This window comes from Actinoplanes siamensis, assembly GCF_016862395.1.
Lineage (GTDB): Bacteria > Actinomycetota > Actinomycetes > Mycobacteriales > Micromonosporaceae > Actinoplanes > Actinoplanes siamensis.
The window spans coordinates 29,114-48,207 of the sequence record NZ_BOMW01000070.1 but is presented as its reverse complement, the minus strand read 5'-3'; the positions used below and the strand labels follow the sequence as shown (position 1 = coordinate 48,207).

At 72.2% G+C, this 19,094-nt stretch carries 11 protein-coding genes and 1 pseudogene; 9 read left to right on the top strand and 3 right to left on the bottom strand.

All coding sequences use genetic code 11. The features are described 5' to 3' along the window. The 4 genes and pseudogenes from Asi03nite_RS32215 to Asi03nite_RS32200 all read left to right on the top strand — a co-directional run. Positions 1-1,369, top strand: a pseudogene (locus Asi03nite_RS32215) (hypothetical protein); the annotation flags it as partial. Between the two features lie 149 nt (positions 1,370-1,518). Continuing rightward, positions 1,519-2,127: a hypothetical protein gene (locus tag Asi03nite_RS32210; RefSeq protein ID WP_203684283.1), complete on the top strand. Its 609-nt coding sequence runs from the start codon at positions 1,519-1,521 to the stop codon at positions 2,125-2,127. A gap of 329 nt (positions 2,128-2,456) precedes the next feature. Beyond that, positions 2,457-3,503, top strand: coding sequence for a LacI family DNA-binding transcriptional regulator (locus tag Asi03nite_RS32205; RefSeq protein ID WP_203684282.1), 1,047 nt, complete (start codon positions 2,457-2,459; stop codon positions 3,501-3,503). A gap of 124 nt (positions 3,504-3,627) precedes the next feature. Then, a complete protein-coding gene (locus Asi03nite_RS32200; protein ID WP_203684281.1) occupies positions 3,628-4,518 on the top strand; it encodes a hypothetical protein in 891 nt (296 codons plus the stop codon). 214 nt (positions 4,519-4,732) lie between these two features. On the opposite strand, the gene Asi03nite_RS32195 is transcribed toward Asi03nite_RS32200, so the two are convergent. After that, entirely contained in the window at positions 4,733-5,341 is a 609-nt protein-coding gene (locus tag Asi03nite_RS32195) for an IclR family transcriptional regulator (protein ID WP_203684280.1), read from the bottom strand. A 358-nt stretch (positions 5,342-5,699) separates the two neighbouring features. On the opposite strand from Asi03nite_RS32195, the gene Asi03nite_RS32190 reads away from it, so the two are divergent. From Asi03nite_RS32190 to Asi03nite_RS32180, 3 genes are all read left to right on the top strand, one after another. After that, positions 5,700-5,888 carry a tautomerase family protein gene (locus tag Asi03nite_RS32190; protein ID WP_203684279.1) on the top strand — a complete coding sequence of 63 codons (189 nt, stop codon included), beginning with the start codon at positions 5,700-5,702 and terminating at the stop codon, positions 5,886-5,888. Between the two features lie 134 nt (positions 5,889-6,022). Continuing rightward, a complete protein-coding gene (locus tag Asi03nite_RS32185) occupies positions 6,023-8,752 on the top strand; it encodes a transglycosylase domain-containing protein (protein ID WP_203684278.1) in 2,730 nt (909 codons plus the stop codon). 287 nt (positions 8,753-9,039) lie between these two features. Beyond that, the gene (locus tag Asi03nite_RS32180; protein ID WP_203684277.1) at positions 9,040-14,376 is read left to right on the top strand and encodes a GH92 family glycosyl hydrolase; all 5,337 of its coding nucleotides are present in this window, start codon (positions 9,040-9,042) and stop codon (positions 14,374-14,376) included. A gap of 152 nt (positions 14,377-14,528) precedes the next feature. Here Asi03nite_RS32180 and Asi03nite_RS32175 read toward each other — a convergent pair whose 3' ends face one another. Together Asi03nite_RS32175 and Asi03nite_RS32170 are read right to left on the bottom strand one after the other, a co-directional pair. Then, positions 14,529-15,737 carry an exonuclease domain-containing protein gene (locus tag Asi03nite_RS32175; RefSeq protein ID WP_203684276.1) on the bottom strand — a complete coding sequence of 403 codons (1,209 nt, stop codon included), beginning with the start codon at positions 15,735-15,737 and terminating at the stop codon, positions 14,529-14,531. Between the two features lie 2 nt (positions 15,738-15,739). Further along, positions 15,740-16,420, bottom strand: a complete 681-nt coding sequence (locus Asi03nite_RS32170; RefSeq protein ID WP_203684275.1) for a DUF6218 family protein — start codon at positions 16,418-16,420, stop codon at positions 15,740-15,742. A gap of 238 nt (positions 16,421-16,658) precedes the next feature. Here Asi03nite_RS32170 and Asi03nite_RS32165 point away from each other — a divergent pair, with 238 nt between their 5' ends. Both Asi03nite_RS32165 and Asi03nite_RS32160 read left to right on the top strand, forming a co-directional pair. Further along, positions 16,659-18,722: a DUF4153 domain-containing protein gene (locus Asi03nite_RS32165; protein ID WP_239103077.1), complete on the top strand. Its 2,064-nt coding sequence runs from the start codon at positions 16,659-16,661 to the stop codon at positions 18,720-18,722. A gap of 151 nt (positions 18,723-18,873) precedes the next feature. Further along, complete coding sequence (locus Asi03nite_RS32160; RefSeq protein ID WP_203684274.1) at positions 18,874-19,068, top strand: hypothetical protein; 195 nt, start codon at positions 18,874-18,876, stop codon at positions 19,066-19,068. Positions 19,069-19,094 lie beyond the last annotated feature (26 nt).

The window sequence follows — 19,094 nt, the reverse complement described above, 5'->3', positions numbered from 1 at the left end:
CGTGCTCGACGGAGCGACGCCGAGTCAGGTGGTGAGGCTGTTCCGAAAGATCGTCGAGGCGGCCGAGGAGATCATCGGTCGAGACCGGCGCGATCCGGTGCCGGCCATCGCGGCGATGTCGGTGAGCGCGTTCATGAACTGGGACAGTGAACTGGCGGCTTGGTTCAGGAAGTACACCGATCCGCGTACCCGTTTGTTCCTGATCGCCCTGGCCTTTCTGGAGGGTGAACCGGCTGCGGATGTCCTGGACCGCTCCGAACGCCTCGGGGCGACGCTCGGCGAGGCTCGTGACTTCCGGGGCGGGATCGGGACCCCGGGTATTCGCCAGCTCGCCCAGGATGTCGTGGCCGAGGTGGACGAGCTGTGGCAGATCCGGTTCACCCGGGCCGCCTACGCGGCATCCGTGCTGGCCTTCGTGCACGGCGACCAGTCCCGGGAGTTCCGGCGACGGCTCTGGGAATGGGCCGCGGTGCTGCCGATGCGGAACGGACCGCCCAACCTGCGGATCGCCGGGCGGGTCGCCGCCGCGATGCTGGACATGCACCTCGCAATGCCCAGCCCGAACACACCGGAGCTGCGGTTCCTGGTCCAGTCCTGGTGGCCTCACCCGGCACTGCGCCCGGTGGTCACCAATCTGATCACCGCGCTGGCGCTGAGCCCGGAGGCGGGATCGATCATGCGGCGGCGGCTGCTCCAGTGGGCCGCCGAAGCGGCGGATTCCCGGGTGCTCGGTGCTGTCGCGGCGGTTTCCGCGGGGTCGTTCGCTGATGCCTATCCGCAGGCGGCGTTCACCCGGATGAACTGGCTAGCGGCTCGCGGGATCGTCAACGACGAGGTGATCGGCGCGGTCACAGCCCTGTGGCAACGCCCGGCACACCGCACGGCAGTCCTCCGGCAGGTCGTCAGCTGGACGGGTGAGGACGGTCCGAGGCGGATGGCCGGTCTCCGTGCGCTGGCAGCGATCAGCGAGGAACCGTCCGACGTCCGAGCGGTGTTCGGCGAGCTGGCCGGCGACGACGAGTTGCGCGCCGACCTGGCCCGAATGCTCGCTGATCTCTTCCGCCAGCGCGGAGAGCCGAGCGGAGAGTTCCGGCAGGCGCTCAAAGCCTGGTTGGAGATCGCGGGGGAGCGGCCGGAAGATCGCGATCTGATCGCGCATCTGCTGATCCACGGCCGCCCGGCGGGGCTGGACGACGGCATGAGCACCCACTGTGCGGCCGTGCACTCGTTGCTGTTCGAGTGGCGGCCGGTCCTCGGCCAGGACGAGAACTCACAGGCGCGGAAATTCCGGACCCAGCTTGTCAGGCAACTGACCCAGATCGATCCGTTGACCCGGCACCGAGCCGACCCGCTGGCGGTGGCCGGATGACCGTCCCGGAGAGCCGCTGGTATCAGCGGTGGTTCGCCGGCGGGGACGATTCCGGTGCCGGGAACCAGCCAGCGGTCGTGGTCCCGCCCCGGATTCGGCAGGACAGGTTCACGACAGAGTTGGGCAGCCGGAATCGGAATCTTCCGTTCTTGGCGACGTTCGACCTGCGCTGGCACGGCGCGGAGGCAGTGTTCCAGTCGGCTAAGCGCGACCTCCACAGGCGCGCGGCAGAGCTCTCCTCCCGGGTCTACGTCGCGCACGCCGCGTACCTCGAATCTGAACTGAACCTGCTGCTCGACCGGCAGTGGGTACGCCGGTTCGACGGCGATATGTCGATCGTCGGGGCGGACGTCGAGTTGGAGGTGAGTCCGGACGTCCTGGCCGCGTACAACGAGATGCAGGCGATTCGGCGGCAGGCCGCCGTCGAGAGACTGCGCTGGGAGACCGACCTCGTCGAGCTCGAGTTCCTCCGGGAGCAGGTTTTCTCCCGCCCCGAGGTGGCCCGCAGCTACTGGCTGAAACACCACCTCGACAAGCCGGGTGACTTCGCGGCGGTCCCGTTCGACCAGATCGCCGAGTCCTTCGCCGCGGACCGTGGTCCCGACACGCCCACGCGGATCGCCGAGATCATCGGGGACTTCCTCGGCCGGCTCGACGAGGGGCAGCGTGACTATCTCATCGGGCAACTCGGGAGAGTGTTCTCGTCCTACAGCCGGCCCGACCTCGCCGAGCGGCTCAACGAAGCGCGGCTGGACTGATCGGGAAAGGCATCGCCACGGGGTCCGGCGGGCGGCAACCCGCCGGACCCAGAGCTCAGGCCGGTCGCCTCAGCCAGCTCTAACCGCGGGCGGCTGGAGTCTGAGAGGTCTGTCGGGTGGTGAGGGCCTTCGGGTGCGCCGAGGCGTAGCCGAAGTCGCCGTAGAAGCCGCCGGCGTACTGCTGGATCAGCATGATCAGCGACTGGTCTTCGCCGCCGGTCAGGACATCATCGTGAGTAGCTAAATCGATATAGCCAACAATAGTGGCGCACTTTATTGAGCGGTGTGTTTCGCTGGCTAAACGCTATAGCGGGAGTAGGGTGCCCGCCGTGGGTAACAGGCCGACCATCGCGGACATCGCCAAACGCGTAGGGGTGTCGCCGGGCGCCGTGTCGTTCGCGCTCAACGGCCGTCCGGGCGTCAGCGAGCAGACCCGCGCGCGCATCCTCGAGGTGGCCCGCGAGATGAACTGGCGGCCGCACCGGGCCGCCCGCGCGCTCGGCGGCGCGCAGGCCGGCGCGGTCGGCCTGGTGCTCGCCCGCGATCCGCGCACGCTGGGCTCCGAGCAGTTCTACACCCAGATTCTGTACGGCATGCAGGACGTGCTCTCCGCGCGCTCGTCCGCGGTGCAGATCCAGCTCGTCCGCGACCTCGCCGCCGAGATCGACCTCTACCGCGACTGGGCCTCCGAGCACCGCGTCGACGGCCTGGTCCTGGTCGACCTGCGGCTCGACGACCCGCGCATCGACGTGGTCCGCGAGCTGGGCCTGCCCGCGGTGGCGCTGGGCCTGCCCGGCGAGCCCGGCCGGCTGCCCAGCGTCTGGGCCGACGACGCCGAGGCGATGACCACCATCGTGGACTATCTGGCCGCCCTCGACCACCGGCGGATCGCGCACATCGCCGGGCCGCCTGTCTACCAGCACACCGCCCGGCGGACTGCGGCGCTGCGCGAGCAGGCCGCGGCCCGCGGGCTGCGCGCCGCCGAGTCGGTGCCCACCGACTTCAGCGACGCCGAGGGGGCCACCGCCACCCGGGCGCTGCTGTCCCGCGCCGACCGGCCCACCGCGATCGTCTACGACAGCGACCTGATGGCCGCCGCGGGGCTCGGGGTCGCGCTGGAGATGGGCATCGAGGTGCCGCGGGCGCTCTCCATCGTCTCGTTCGACGACTCGGTACTGACCCGGATCGTGCACCCGGCGCTGACCTGCCTGTCCCGGGACACCTACGCGCTGGGCGCCCAGGTGGCGACCACGCTGTTGCAGGCGATCGCCGACCCGGGCTCCCGGGAGAGCGTCCGCACCGAGACGCCGCGCCTGGTGGTGCGGGGCAGCACGGCGCGGGCCGCGACGGCGACGGCGGGAACCGTCGCGGACTGAACGAGCGCGAGCGCGGGCTGCCCCCGACCTCGGCGGGCACTCGCCCCGGCCGCCGGAACGCGACGCCGGCAGGTTGATGATCTTTGATACCCTGCGTCCCCCTACCCCAAGGAGGGACCCTGAAGTGAAGAAATCATCAAGCGTCGCGTCCGTGCTCGCGATCTCGGTCGGGATCGCCCTCGCCACGACGGCACCCGCCGACGCCGCCACGGACCGCAGCGGGGCGGAACGGCTGAACATCCCGAACAGCAGCGCGTGCCGGGCCGGTCGCACGGTGCTGGAGGGGATGGTGGCGGGTCCGGGCGGCCAGCTCTACATCATCTTCTCGAAGGGCAGCGCCGGGGAGCCGGTCCTGTCCCGGTGGACGCGTGACGGCTCCACCTGGGACGGCGCGAGCTGGGTCTGCTCCGGGGCGCCGGTCTCCATGCCCGAGCTCGGCCACGGCAACGACCTCGCCTACAACGCGAACTACCTGGGCCAGGGCCCGGCCCTGATCGCCACCCAGGGAAGCCAGTCCGCGTTTCCCAGCGACGATGTGACGATCGTGCACCTGAGCTCCGGTGGAGCCATCGGCGCGACGGAGGTGGTCGATCTGCCGATCGGCAACATCAGCGGCCTCTGCTACAGCGCGACGGCGGCCGGCGGAGCCGGCAAATATGCGGCCCGGCGCCTGGGCAGCCTGTGGACCCACCCCGGCTCGGGTTCGCTGACCAGCGGATGGACGCTCGTGGAGAGCAGCCTGACGAGTCACGACAACCGTTCCGACCAGGGCATCGACTGCTCCGAGAACTACATCTGGAACACCAAGTCGATCAACGACTCGACGCCGGAGACCGGGTGGAACTGGATCTACCAGTACAACTGGTCCGGCGGCGATGTGGAGACCGACATCGGGATCCCGGGGAACAACCTGACCGACGAGATCGAGGACGTCACCCACATCGGCGGCGACTTCTTCGTCGCGATCAACCGCAACGGCGGCAGCCCCGACTCCGTGAAGGTGCTCACCGAGTAACGCTGTTGGTTCAGCGGCGAGGGCGCACCGACACCGGCGCGTGCTGACGGTGCCCGGTGGCGGCTTTCCAGCGGATCTCCGGCTGGAGCCGTCCGTCGCCGTCAGCGCGCGCCGCCCCACAACGCCTCGACGGTCACGCCCAGCACCGCGTCAGTCAAGACTGCTTGACGTCGAGTCCACCTGACATTGCCGAATGCCGCCGGGAACCCCCGCGCTACCGGCGGGCGGTGGACGCCGCGGCGCCGAGCGCCGCCGACACGTCGCGGGCCGCGGCGACGACCTGGGGCGCCCGCGCTTGCAAGCCGGGCAGGTCCAGGTCCATGGCCAGCGCGGAGACCGAGATGCCGCCGAGCACCCGCCCGGTGTGGTCGAAGACCGCGACCCCCAGGCAGCGGATGCCCGGCTCGTTCTCCTCGTCGTCGATCGCGTAGCCCAGGGCCCGGACCCGGGCCAGGTGGGCCAGCAGCTCCTCCTCGCTGGTCAGCGTGCGCGGGGTGCGCGGCGCCAGGCCGGTGCGGCGGCAGATCGCCAGCACCTGCTCGTCGCCGAGCTCCGCCAGGATCGCCTTGCCGATGGCCGTGGTGTGCAGGTTGACGCTCATGCCGATCCGGGACGGCATCTGGTACGGCCGGCGGCCCTCCTGCTTGTCCACGTACACCGCCTCGTCGGCGTTGCGGATCGCGAAGTGGGTGGTGAAGCCGGTGGCCTCGCAGAGCGCGCGCAGCGCCCCGGACGCCTGCCGGGCCGGGTCGAAACGGTGCATGACCCGGCCGGCCAGGGCGAGGATCCGCGGCCCCGGCTCGTAGCTGCCCAGCCCAGCCACCTTTCAAAAGAGGGGTCGGTCCCGATGCCGATCCCGATGGTCAGGGCCCACCAGACGCACATGGCCAGGCCGTAGTTGTAGGCGACGGCCGCGAAGGCCACGAACATGACGGCGTTGTGGACGCGGCTCTCGGCCCAGAGGCCGATGCCGACCATCACCAGGAGGTAGCCGCCGATGACGAACCAGTCGAGCGTGGTCACGTGCGCTCCCTCCGGTGTATGACGTGGAGTACCCGCGTGTTTCGTTACATGAAACGACTTGTCAATGCACGGAACACAGTGAGGGTGATCCATGTCAAGACCTTGACCATGTTCCGTGTGCCGGGGCAATGTTTCTGCCTACGGAAATAGGAGGGGTCATGCCCAACATCACTGTGGAACTGCTGTCCGGTCGCACCCTCGACCAGCGGCGGGAGTTCGCCGAGGCGGTCACCGCCGCGGCTGTCGACATCCTCAAGGCGCCGCGGGCCTCGGTGCGCATCCGCTTCGACGAGATCGAGCGCGAGGACGTCGCCAACGGCGGCACGCTGGAGTCCGACCAGATGTGAGATTGCGACATATCTCATGCAACCTGCCGGTGATCTCGCGAAACCGCAGGCCACCGTACCCGCGTGAGGGAGTGACGGCGCGGTCACGGAAGATCATGGTCCACGTACCGGCGTCCGGTCCCGTCTAGATCAATGTGCAGCGGGAATCCACCGAGAAACGAAGCCGGCGCCGGATCCTGGCCGTCGCCGCCGCAGTCCTGACGTTCTGGACCGGCGCCGGAGTGGGCGCGGCCGAGGCGTACGTCGAGTCCGTGCCGGTCCCCGGCGCCGCGCCGCAACCGCAGGCGTCGGTGCTGTACTACCGGGACGGCCGCTCCATCCTGGCCCGGGTGGGCGCCACCGACCACAACGACGTGCCACTGTCGGCGATCTCGCCGGAGCTGCGCCGGGCCGTGCTGATCGCCGAGGACCGGGACTTCTACGACCACGCCGGGGTGTCGCTGCGAGGCGTGGCGCGGGCGATGGTGGCCGACGCCGGCGGGCAGCGGCAGGGCGCCTCCACCATCACCCAGCAGTACGCTCGCAACGCCTTCCTCAGCCAGGCGGTAACCGTCGACCGGAAGATGCGGGAGCTGGCGCTCGCGGTGAACCTGGAACGCGAGCATTCCAAGGACGAGATCCTGGAGGCCTACCTCAACACGATCTACTACGGCCGCGGCGCGTACGGGATCGCCGCGGCGGCCGGCGCCTACTTCGGAGTCACGCCGGACCGGCTGGACTTCGGGCAGAGCGCCGTGCTGGCCGCGGTCATCAAGGACCCGTGGGGCTTCGACCCGGACCACGACCCCACCGCCGCCCGGCGGCGCTGGAACTGGATCGTGGCGACCGCCCGGGACAGCGGCTGGGTGGACCCGTCCACGTTCACCTACCCGACGACCAAGCCGGCGGTCTCGCCGATCGGCGGCCCCCTCGGCCTGGTCGTCGACCAGGTGGAGCGGGAGCTCGCCGGGCACGGCATCACCTCCCGGCAGCTGCACACCCAGGGCCTGAAGGTGGTCACCACGCTGGACAAGGCGGCCGAGCAGGCCGCGCTGAGCTCGGTGCAGGCCCAGCTGCGCGGCCAGCCGGCCGGACTGCAGGCGGCCCTGGTCGCCCTCGACCCGGCGACCGGCGGCGTGCGGGCGTACTACGGCGGCGAGCGCGGCAGCGGCTACTTCGACAACGCGGCAGCCCCGCACCCGGCCGCCTCGACGTTCAAGCCGATCGTGCTGGCCGCCGCGCTGGGTCGGGGCATCGCCTACCAGTCCCGCTGGGACGGCAGCTCACCGCGGCTGTTCCCGGACCGCGGCGTGCCGCTGCGCAACCACGACAACCTGCAGTGCCCCGAGTGCACGCTGCAGCACGCGATGGTGGACTCGCTGAACACCCCCTTCTACGCGGTGACCGCGCAGATCGGTCCGGACCGGGTGCGTGACACGGCGGTGCGGCTGGGCATCCCGGAGAAGTACGACGGCCGGAAGTCGATGGTGGACGTCAAGGGCGACCCGGCGCCCGGCCGCACCCGCGGTGACATCTCGATGGGCCGCTACCCGGTCGTCCCGGGCGACCTGGCCACCGTCTACGCCACCCTGGCCGGCGGCGGCGTCCGGCACCAGCGCCACTTCGTGCAGTCGGTGACCGGCTCGGACGGCGCCGGGTACACCACGCCGGACAGCGCGGCGACCGTGCTGGACCCGCGGATCGCCGCCGACGTCACCACCGTGCTGCAGAGCGTGGTGCGCGAGCACGACATCACCCCGGGCCGCCCGGCGGCCGGCAAGACCGGCACCCAGCAGTATCTCGACACGCCGGACAACCAGGACGCCTGGATGGCCGGGTACACGCCCGAACTGGCGAGCGTGGTCTGGGTGGGCAAGGCGAAGCCGGGGCCGCTGCGCGACGCGCGCAACAAGCCGATCGAGGGCGACACCATGCCGTCGTACATCTGGCGGGATTTCACGAAGTCGGCCCTGCAGGGGCGGCCGGTGACGCCGTTGCCGGCCCCGGCGCACGTCGGCAGCGCCGCCGCCGGCGACTTCGGAAAAACCGGCCACGACGTCAAGAGCCCGGACACGGTCGCCACCATCCACGCCGCCGCGGCCGGGTACGAGCCGGTGGTGCGCACCGAGCACGCCGGCAAGCGGCTCGCGCTGACCTTCGACGACGGCCCGTCCGACTTCACCCCGCAGATGCTGGACCTGCTGGACCAGTACCAGATCAAGGCGACCTTCTGTGTGGTCGGCGAGAACGCCGGATGGTACCCCCAACTGGTGCGCCGGATCATCGCCGACGGCCACCGGCTGTGCAACCACTCGATGCGCCACGACGATCTGGGCGTCATCCCGGAGGCGGCGAGCCGGGCGGACATCGACGCGGCCGACGCGGCCATCGCCGAGGCCGCCCCGGGCGCGACGGTGGCTTACTACCGCGCCCCGTACGGCGACTTCGGTCCCTCGGCGAAGGCCGGCGCGAAGGCCGGGCACACCCCGCTGGGCTGGGTGGTTGACCCGGACGACTGGCTGCTGCCCGGCGCCGCCACGATCGCCGCGCGGATCGAGCAGCAACTGACCCCGCGCGCGGTGGTCCTGGTGCACGACGGCGGCGGCGAGCGGCGGCAGACCGTGGAGGCGCTGCGCACGCTGATCCCGGACCTGCTCGCCGACGGCTGGACCTTCGACTTCCCGGAGACCACGATCGCCGCGAAACCGCTGCCCGGCCCGCAGGCGCAGCCGAAGCCCGGCGCGAGCGCCACCGCTGCGCCGCCGTCCCCGCCGGCCTCGGCGCCGCCGTCCTTGCCGGCGCCGTCGCAGTCCACCACCGCCGCGCCCGATCCGGCGGCCAGTGAGGCGCCGTCGCAGGTCCCGCCCGCGGCGGACGCGCCCTGAGGCGATCCGCCCGCAAAGTCCGATCCGCCGGTACGGCCCGAGCCCTCTCCCAAGACGTGGGAGAGGGCTCCTGCCGTGTCCCCGGCCGGGCTTTGGTGGAATCGGGCCGTACGCCGCAAAGGCCGCCTCCGGGCAGCCCGGGCGAGATCGGTAAGCAGTATTTCCAGCTTGTTTCTTGACAACGTTGTCAGACGGGGGCGAGGCTGACGATCTCTGACCGAGTCCACCTGATTCCGCTTCCTTTTGGGGTACGCGTGAGAGCTTCGTCCCTCCTTTCTCGACGGTGGATGGCCGTCGCCGGCGCCATGCTGCTGCCGGCCGGCCTGCTCGCCGTCCCGTCGATCGCGAACGCCGCGCCCGCGCCCGGCGACTTCAGCTCCTCGTTCGAGGCCACCGACCAGCAGCCCGCGCCCAGCACCGCCGAGCTCGGCCCGGACGGCAAGCCGCTGCAGGGCAACCTGACCGGCTCGATCCGCACCGGCCTGCCCGGCAGCGTGCTCGGCCAGGTCACGACGGTGACCGCGAGCGCCGAGAACCCGCCGAACGAGGTCGCCGCCAAGCTCAAGGACGGCGACTCGTCCACCAAGTGGCTGGCGTTCAGCCGGACCGGCTGGGCCGCCTACCAGCTCGCCCAGCCGGTGGCCGTGGTGAAGTACTCGCTGACCTCGGCGAACGACGCGCCCGGCCGGGACCCCAAGGACTTCGTCCTGCAGGGGTCGGCCGACGGGTCCACCTGGACCGACCTGGACAAGCGGACCGGCCAGACGTTCGGCGGCCGCTACGCCACCAACACCTACACGTTCAGCAACACCACCGCGTACGCCCGGTACCGGCTGAACATCACCGCCAACTCGGGCGACTCGCTGATCCAGCTGGCCGACTTCGACATCAGCGACGGTTCGGACGTCCGCCCGCCGTCCACCCCGATGGTCGGCGTCGTCGGCGCCGGCCCGGTGCGCGGCTCCAACCAGAAGTCCGGCGCCGGCTTCACCGGCGTGGCCTCGTTGCGGTATGCCGGCAGCGCCGAGGGCGACGGGCGGTCGTACGCGACCGACAAGCTCTTCGACGTCGCCATCCCGGTCGGGCCGAAGACGCGGCTGAGCTACCGGATCTTCCCCGAGCTCACCGGCGAGGACCTGCAGTACCCGTCCACCTTCGCGGCGATCGACCTGCACTTCACCGACGGCACCTACCTGAGCGGGCGGTCCCCGCTCGACCAGCACGGCAACCCGCTCACCGCGGTCGGCCAGGGCACCTCGAAGGTGCTCTTCGCCGACGAGTGGAACGCGGTGCAGTCGGACCTCGGCGCGGTCGCGAACGGCAAGACGATCGACCGCATCCTGCTCGCCTACGACAACCCCGGCGCGAAGGCGGCCACCCGCTTCCAGGGCTGGGTCGACGACGTGACGGTCACCGGCACGCCTGCCGCGATCGACGGCTCGGCGCTCACCGGCTACGTCGACACGCGGCGCGGGACCAACGCGTCCGGCGGGTTCTCCCGCGGCAACAACCTGCCGCTGACGGCGCTGCCGAACGGCTTCAACTTCCTCACGCCGGTCACCAACGCCACCTCCGACTCCTGGGAGTACGTCTACCACCGGGACAACAACGCGGCGAACCTCCCCACGTTGCAGGGCCTCGCGATCTCGCACGAGCCCAGCCCGTGGATGGGGGACCGCAACCGGATGTCGGTCATGCCGGTGCCGGCCGGTGGCAACCTCACCGGGCAGCCCAGCACCAGGGCGCTCGCCTTCAGCCACGACGACGAGATCGCCCGGCCCGACCTCTACCGGGTGAAGCTGCAGAACGGCCTGGTCGCGGAGATGACGCCGACCGACCACGGCGGCGTCGCGCGGTTCACCTTCCCGGCCGGGCCGGCCACCGGCAGCCTGGTCTTCCAGAACGGCACGTTCACCATCGGGACGGGCGGGACCGTGACCGGCTGGGTGGACAACGGCAGCGGGCTGTCCGCGGGCCGGAGCCGGATGTTCTACGCCGGCACGTTCGACCGGGCGCCGGCCGCCTCGGCGGCCGCCTCGGCCACCTTCGACATCGCCGGCGGCACGCCCGTCACCCTGCGGTTCGCGACCTCGTTCATCTCGCTGGACCAGGCCCGCAAGAACCTCGACCTGGAGGTCACCGGCAAGAGCTTCGACCAGGTCCACCAGGCCGCCACCGCGGCGTGGCAGGAGCGCCTGGCCCGGGTCGAGGTCCAGGGCGCGACCGAGACACAGCTGGTCACGCTCTACTCGAACCTGTACCGGCTGAACCTCTACCCGAACTCGCAGTCGGAGAACACCGGCACCGCGGAGAAGCCGCGCTGGCAGTACGCCAGCCCGGTGTCCGCGGCGACCGGCACGTCCACCGCGACCACCACCGGCGCGAAGATCGTCGACGGCCAGATCTACGTCAACAACGGGTTCTGGGACACCTACCGCACGGTGTGGCCGGCCTACTCGCTGCTCTACCCGGATGTCGCCGCCAGGATCGCCGACGGCTTCGTCCAGCAGTACCGTGACGGCGGCTGGGTCGCCCGCTGGTCCTCGCCGGGCTACGCCGACCTGATGACCGGCACCAGCTCGGACGCCGCGCTGGCCGAGGCGTACCTGAACGGGGTCGAGCTCCCCGACCCGCTCGCCGCCTACGACTCGGCGGTCAAGAACGCCACGGTCGCCTCCGGGCGCGGCGCGGTCGGCCGCAAGGGCATCGAGACCTCGCTGTTCCTGGGTTACACGCCGACCTCCACCGGCGAGTCGGTGTCCTGGGCCCTCGAGGGCTACATCAACGACTACGCCATCGGCAACATGGCCGCCGCGCTGGCCAAGGACGAGGCCACCCCGAAGGACCGGCGCGACCAGCTCGTGCAGGAGTCGGCGTACTTCCTCGACCGGGCCCGCAACTACGTCAACCTGTTCGACCCGAGGACGAAGTTCTTCCAGGGGCGCAAGGCCAACGGCGACTTCCTCAACGGCAACCCGCTGGACTGGGGCGGTGTCTACACCGAGACCAACGGCTGGAACTTCGCGTTCACCGCGCAGCAGGACGGCCAGGGCCTGGCCAACCTGTACGGCGGCCGCGAGGAGCTGGCGAAGAAGCTCGACGAGTTCTTCGCCACCCCGGAGAAGGCCGACCACCCGGGCGGGTACGGCGGCATCATCCACGAGATGACCGAGGCGCGCGCGGTACGCCTGGGCCAGCTCGGCATGAGCAACCAGCCCTCGCACCACATCCCGTACATGTACGAGTACGCCGGCGCCCCCGCCAAGACGCAGGCCATCGTGCGGGAGATCCTGCAGCGGCTCTACGTCGGCGGCGAGATCGGCCAGGGTTACCTCGGCGACGAGGACAACGGTGAGATGTCGTCCTGGTACATCCTCAGCTCGCTGGGCCTCTACCCGCTGCAGGTCGGCTCGTCCGGCTGGGTGATCGGCTCCCCGCAGTTCACCAGGATGACGGTGCACCGCGCGGCCGGCGACATCGTGGTCAACGCCCCGAAGAACAACACGAAGAACGTCTACGTGCAGAAGGTGTCGGTCAACGGGGACAAGCACCAGGAGACCTCGATCGACGCGTCCGAGCTGACGCACGGCGCGACCATCGACTTCGAGATGGGGCCGAACCCGTCGACCTGGGGGACCAGCAAGCACGACCTGCCGCCGTCGCTGACCAAGGAACGCGACATGCCGCAGCCGCTGCAGGACCTCACCGGCCCGGGCCTGGGCGCCGCCACCACGACCGGCGGCGTCGACGCGGCCAAGCTGTTCGACGACTCGTCGTCCACGCAGCTGACCCTCACCACCGCGACGCCGCAGATCACCTGGGTGGCCCGCGGCGGCAAGCAGAAGCCGGAGTACTACACGATCACCTCGGGCGCCGCCGCCGGCGACCCCACCGACTGGCAGCTGCAGGGTTCCCTGGACGGGATCAGCTGGACCACCCTCGACTCCCGCAAGGGCGAGGTGTTCCGGTGGCGGAACCAGACGCGTCCGTTCAGGATCGAGAAGCCGGGCCGGTTCACGCGGTTCCGCCTGGACGTCACGAGGATCACCGGGGCGGCGCAGCCGAACCTGGCCGAGATCGAGCTGCTCTCGGCCGACGAGGACGTCGTGATCGGCGGCGGTGACGTCACCGTCACCGCGGCGCCCACCGTGCAGGCCCGCTCCGGCGCCGCGGCGTCGGTCTCGCTGGCCACCGTCACCGGCGGCGACACGAGCAAGTACCAGGCCACCGTCAACTGGGGTGACGGCACGCCGGTCACCGCCGGGACGACGGCCCTGAGCTCGCGCGCCGTGTACGGCGTCACCGGCTCGCACACGTACGCCAAGCCCGGTTTCTACCAGGCGTCGGTCACCGTGAGCGACGGGACGAACCAGAGCTCCGCGACGGTCGGCGTCCAGGTGTCCTACGCGCCGGAGTCCGGGCTCACCTCGGCGTTCGACACCGTCTGTATCGGTGACGACGGCGCGCTCGCGGCCAACTGCGACGCCAAGAACTGGGCGTACTCCCGGACCGCGCTGGCCGCGGCCGGTGTCACCCAGGGCAAGCGGGTGAGCGTGCCCGGCACCGCGCTGGGCTTCACCCTGCCGGCCACCCCGGCCGGCCAGCCGGACAACGCGACGGGCAACGGCCGGACCATCGCGCTGGACCTGCCCTCCGACGCCACCGCCATCTCGTTCATCGGCGCCGGGACCCAGGGGAACCAGAGCACCACCGGCACCGCGCGGTTCAGCGACGGCAGCACCGCGAGCATCCCGATCCAGATGAGCGACTGGACGCTGGGCGGCAACCCGAACGGCACGCCGTCGTACGGCAACGTGGTGGTCGCCAAGTCCGCGTACCGGCTGCTCGGCACGGACCGGGACAGCGCGCAGCCGTTCCTGTTCGCCACCGCGCCGTACCGCATCCCGGAGGGCAAGACCCTGGTCTCGGTGACCCTGCCCACGCAGACCGGCGACCCCGGTTCCGCGGGCCGGATCCACCTGTTCGCGGTCGCCGACGACGGCACTCCCCCCGCGGAGCTGGCGTTCACCGCGGCCGCGAACCAGAAGGCGACCGCCGGGGAGGAGCTCTCCGCCCAGCTCGGCTCGGTGACCGGCGGCACCGGCGGCACCCACGCCAGCGTCCAGTGGGGCGACGGCACGGTTCCGCAGGACGCCCCGATCGGCGAGGCCGGCGCGATCACCGGAACGCACGCCTACGCCCAGCCGGGCACCTACACCGTGCACGTCACGGCGTGGGACTCGCGGTCCACCGGCACCGGCACGTTCACCGTGACGGTCGCCAAGAGCTCCGGCAAGGCGGCGACGGCCAGGACCGTCGACCTGACCGCTGAGGAGGCCGAGCCGGTCTACCAGCCGGAGGCGCACCTGTCGGCCACGTCGGGCCCGCGTGGCACGGCGATCACCGTCGACGGCTCCGGCTTCGCGCCGAACGAGACCGTCCGCGCCGAGTTCGGCGCCGGGCTCGCGGTCACCACACTGCACGCCAACGCGGACGGCGTCGTGTCCGGCGCGACCGTGAGCGTGCCGGACGCCGCCCGGCCGGGCGCGGCGAGCGTCACCCTGACCGGCGCGGACTCGGATTCCGGGATCGTACTGCCGTTCACCGTCACCACGGCCGACTGAGCTGGGGTGATCCGAGGCCCGCCGGTGGGCCGGCCGGAACATGGCCGGCTCACCGGCGGGCCTTTTTCGGGACCGCCGTCCGGCGACGCGGTCCCGGAGCCACCGGCCGGCGATCTCGTCGCGGGCCGGTACGGCTCGTCCCGGGCGCCCCGCTACGCCCGGCCGGCGTCCAGCATGGCCTGGTAGGCCTCCGGACGCACGATCGGAACGCCGTACCGCCGGGCCTTCTCCGCCTTGCCGGACATGGAGTCCGGGTCGGCCGCGACCACCAGGCGCGTGCGCCTGGTGACGTCGCGGTTGACCGTCAGGCCGTGCGCCACCGCGCCGGCCGCCCAGACCTCGCGGGCGGGCGTCATGCTGCCGGTGAAGACGACCTCGTCGCCGGCGTTGAGCCGGAACCGCGGGCGGGCCGTGGCCGGTGCGACGCGGGCGGCCTGCAGCGCGCGGTCCACGTCGGCCCCGGCCAGCCCCAGCAGCTCGGCGACCTCGTCGAGGTCGCGGCGCTCGGCGGGGGTGAGGATGCCGTCCTCCAGCGCCACCGTGACCATGCTGTCCAGGTAGCCGCGGTGCAGCTCCTCCACGTCGACGCGGGCGAGGCCGAACTGCTCGGCGGTCGCCACCAGCTGGTCCGCCTCGCTCGCCGAGATGTGCCGGTCCAGCAGCGCCCGGTCGAGCAGGTCGAGGTAGGCATCGCCCTTCGGGTCGTTGAGCCGGGGCAGGCGGTCCACCAGCCGGGTGAGGAAGTGCGGCTCGCGCTCCTCGGGCCGGCGGCGGGTCACCGGGGCCAGGTCGTTGTCGATCAGAGCCGGCCAGGCGATTCGCCGGGCCTCGTGCACGAGCGGGGCCCACCGCGGCGGGTCACCGGCCCGCCGGAGATAGAACGCGAGCAGCTCGGCCGCCGCGCGGGCGTCGTGCAGGGCGGAGTGCGCCTGGTGCGGCGGCAGCCCGGCCGCCTCCCGGCAGCTGCCCAGGCCGCGCCCGACACCGGGGAGGAACTGCCCGGCCAGCTGCATGGTGCACAGTCCGCGGCCGGCCGCGACCGGCACCTGGTGGCCCAGCCTGGCGAACTCCGCGGTGAGGAAGCCGGCGTCGAACATCAGATTGTGCGCGACCAGCGTGTGCCCGATCAGGCGGGCGACGATCTGCCCGGCGAGATCGGCGAAGCGCGGCGCCCGGCGGGCCTCCGCCGCGGTGATCCGGTGGATGTCCTGCGGCCCGAGATCCCGGTCCGGATTGACCAGGGTGCACCACTCGTCGACGGTCCGGCCGGACTCGTCGAGACGCACCACGGCGATCTCCACGACCCGGTCGTGCCAGCTGGTCTTGCGACCGGTCGTCTCCAGGTCCACGACGGCGTACACGCTCAGCCCTCCCGACCGGACTCGGCGGCCCGCAGATGGGCCAGCCACCGGGGCGGCAGATGCTGCTGCGGGGTCCCGCGCAGATAGTGACGCCGGTACCGGGTCTCCTCGGTCCCCTGCCACAGTTCGACGGCCTGGCCCAGCGCCTTGGCCAGGGTCAGCGCGGCGGCCGCCGCCGGGCTGGCCGCGTGGAACGGCCGCGGGGTGAGCGCGGCGGCCTCCGCGCCCGCCTCCGGCAGCTCGCGCGGCCAGGCCAGCGGCGCGACCTTGGAGGTGGCGGTGGCGCGGTACGCGGCCAGCGCCTCCACGTGGCGGGCCCGGTGTTCCCGGGTCTCGGCGACCAGCTCGGGGATCGCCAGGCTCCCGGCACGCAGCCTTGCGACGAGCTCGGCCGGCAGCACGCCCGGCACCGCGCCGAGGGCCTCGGTCGCCGACTCCCGCGTCCAGCCGACCGGGCACCGCCCGCGCACCATGCCCATGATCTCCAGCAGCCGGGCGCCGTCCAGGTCGGCCAGCGGCAGCACCCAGGCCCCGGTCGGAGTGCCGAACGGGTCGAGGATCCAGACGGCCAGGGACTCGGCGCCGTCCGGGTTCGCGCCGGTGACGATCACGGCGTGGCCGCGCACACCCGGCGGATAATCCAGCGCCGCGCCGGAGACGGCAGGCAGGCTGTCGATCGTCATCGCACACTCCAATGTCCGGTAAGGAGCAAAACGTTAACGGCGCGTGACGTCGCCGGGACCCGTGCTGACCGACAGGACTTCGTGGACGACACGCCGACTCCGCAGAGTTGCGGAACGCTTCCGTCGGGGAACGTTGTCCTGCTCATCGAGCGGTCGCGGCGATACGGAAGCGTCGCAACGTAGACGTATGTGCGCGTACGCCCTACAGTGTGCGCACCCATACGTCTAGGAGGGCGCCGTGGCCGAGTCGACACCAGAGCAGAGAAACCCGACGGACCCGGCGCCGCCCGCGCCGGTGCCGCAACTGTTGGTCATGCCGCCGGTCGACGGAATCCCGTCGATCGCCTGGCCCGGGGCGGACGGGGCGCCGGCCTGGGCGATCCCGGTGCAGGTGCCGCCCGGCACCCGTGGGTACGCGCTGTTCCTCCCGCTGGTGCCGGCGCCGGATGCCGCCGGCCCGGTGGCGACCGCGCCGGCCGCCCCCGCCGGTGCGGTGAGCGCGACCACCCCGGCCGCTCCTGCGGTCGCCCCGCCGGCCGCCACCGTGGCGGCGTCTCCTCCGCCGGCTGCCGCTCCCTCACCGGCTGTCACCGTGGCTGCCGCTCCCGCTCCGGCCGCTGCCGGTCGCAGCGCCGCCCCCGACAGCGCGGCGGGCACAGCGACGTCCGATCTGGATCGTCCCGCCGAGAGCGCCGCGCCACCCGCCACGGCGGTCCACCGCGAGCCGCCCGCCGGGTACGCCCCGCGGCCCCGGCCCGACGGGCCGGTCCCGTTCCGGGTGTACCAGCCGGAGCCGTCCGCCTGGCAGCGGTTCCGGGAGAAGCACTGGCCCGGCCCGGTCGGCGCCCGGGGCCGGGCGGTGCCGGCCGGCGTGCTGGCCGGCGCGCTCGGCGTCGCCTGCTTCGTGCCGCTGGACCGGGTCGGCGTCGGCTGGTTCATCGGCTGGCTGGTGCTGGCCGCGGGCGTCGTCCTCGGGGTACGCCGCTCCGCCGACCTGCCGCACTCCGAACGGTGGATCCGCTCCGGCTGGGCGGTGGCGGCGCTCGCCCTGCTCGCCGTCCCGGCCGTGCGCAACGCCTGGTGGCTGGTGACGTTCAGCGTGCTCGGCGCCCTGGGCTGCACGGCCCTGGCCATCGTGGGCGGGCGCCAGGTCCGGTCCATCCTGTTCAGCCTGGTGGCCACCCCGTACGCCGCGTTCCAGGGCATCCCCTGGGTCCGCCGGCACCTGTCGGCGAGCCGCAGCCCCGGGATGGCCCGGCGGATCGGCTTCTCGGCCGGTCTCACCATCGTGGTCCTGCTGCTCTTCGGCGCGCTCCTGTCCTCGGCCGACGTCGCGTTCTCGACGTTGCTCGACCAGGCCGTGCCCGACCTCGCCATCGGCCCGGTGTTCCGCTGGGTCTTCCTGGCGGCCGTCGGCGGCCTGATCGCGGTGGCCGGCATTTACACGCTGTCGGCGCCGCCCTCGACGTCCAGCCTGGACACCGAGGGGCGGGGCCGGTTCGGGCTGATCGAGTGGGCGCCCGCCTGCGCCGCGCTGGTGGTGCTCTTCGGCGGGTTCGTGGCGGTGCAGTTCGCCGTGCTCTTCGGCGGCAGCCGGCACGTGCTGAAGACGGCCGGCCTCAGCTACGCGGAGTACGCCCGGAGCGGCTTCTGGCAACTGGTCGCCGTCACGCTGCTGACCCTCGCGGTGCTCGCCGGGCTGGCCCGGTGGGCCAAGCGGGACCTGCCGGTCGAGCGGCTCCTGCTGCGGGTCCTGCTCGGGCTGCTCTGCGTGCTGAGCGTCGTCATCGTCGCCTCGGCGCTCTCCCGGATGCTGGCCTACCAGCGGGTCTACAGCTTCACCGGCGAGCGCATCTTCGTGATGTCGTTCGAGCTGCTGCTCGGCACGGTCTTCGTGATGATCGCGCTGGCCGGTGTCCGCTGGAAGGGCCGCTGGATCCCGCGGGCCACCGTCGCCCTCGCCGTGCTCATGCTGCTCGGCCTCGCGGCAGTCGACCCCGAGGGCTACGCGGCCAACCGCAACGCCAAGCGCTACGAGCAGTCCGGCAAGATCGACGCCTGGTACCTGCGGGCGCTGTCCGCGGACGCCACCCCGGCGCTGACCCGCCTGCCCGACCCGGTGCGCCGGTGCACGCTGAGCTGGATCGCCGAGGATCTCAAGGAGCCCGATCCCTGGTACGCCTGGAACCTCGGCCGGTCACGGGCCCGGAAGGCGCTCGCCCGGGTCGGCCCGGCCGCGATCGGTGACCCCGGCGACTGCCGCGACGCCGACCAGTACGACCTGCCGAAGACCCGCCGCTGAGTCCGCCCGGCGCCCGCCCGGCGGGCGCCGGGCGCCACGCATACCAAACATATGGCGTACGGATGCCTTGCGTGACAAAGCCGTGGCGCAGGATCGAGCCACCGCCGCCGCAGCGGCGGCTCGACCGACGCGGGGGCGGCGGACAGCGACGATGAAGCGCAATCACCGGGACGCACTGGCCGTGCTCGCCGCGACCTCGATCGAGCATGGCGGCCGGGTGCGGAGCGCGGACCGCGGGGCGCCGGTGGGGGAGCCGCTGATTCCCGGTGAGCCGGCCGCGCGGGACGTCGCCCGCCGGGAGCGGTCGCCCCCGGCGCGGGCCGGGGCGGGCGGCTCGTCGCGGTGAGGCACGGGGCTTATCCGCGGCCGGGA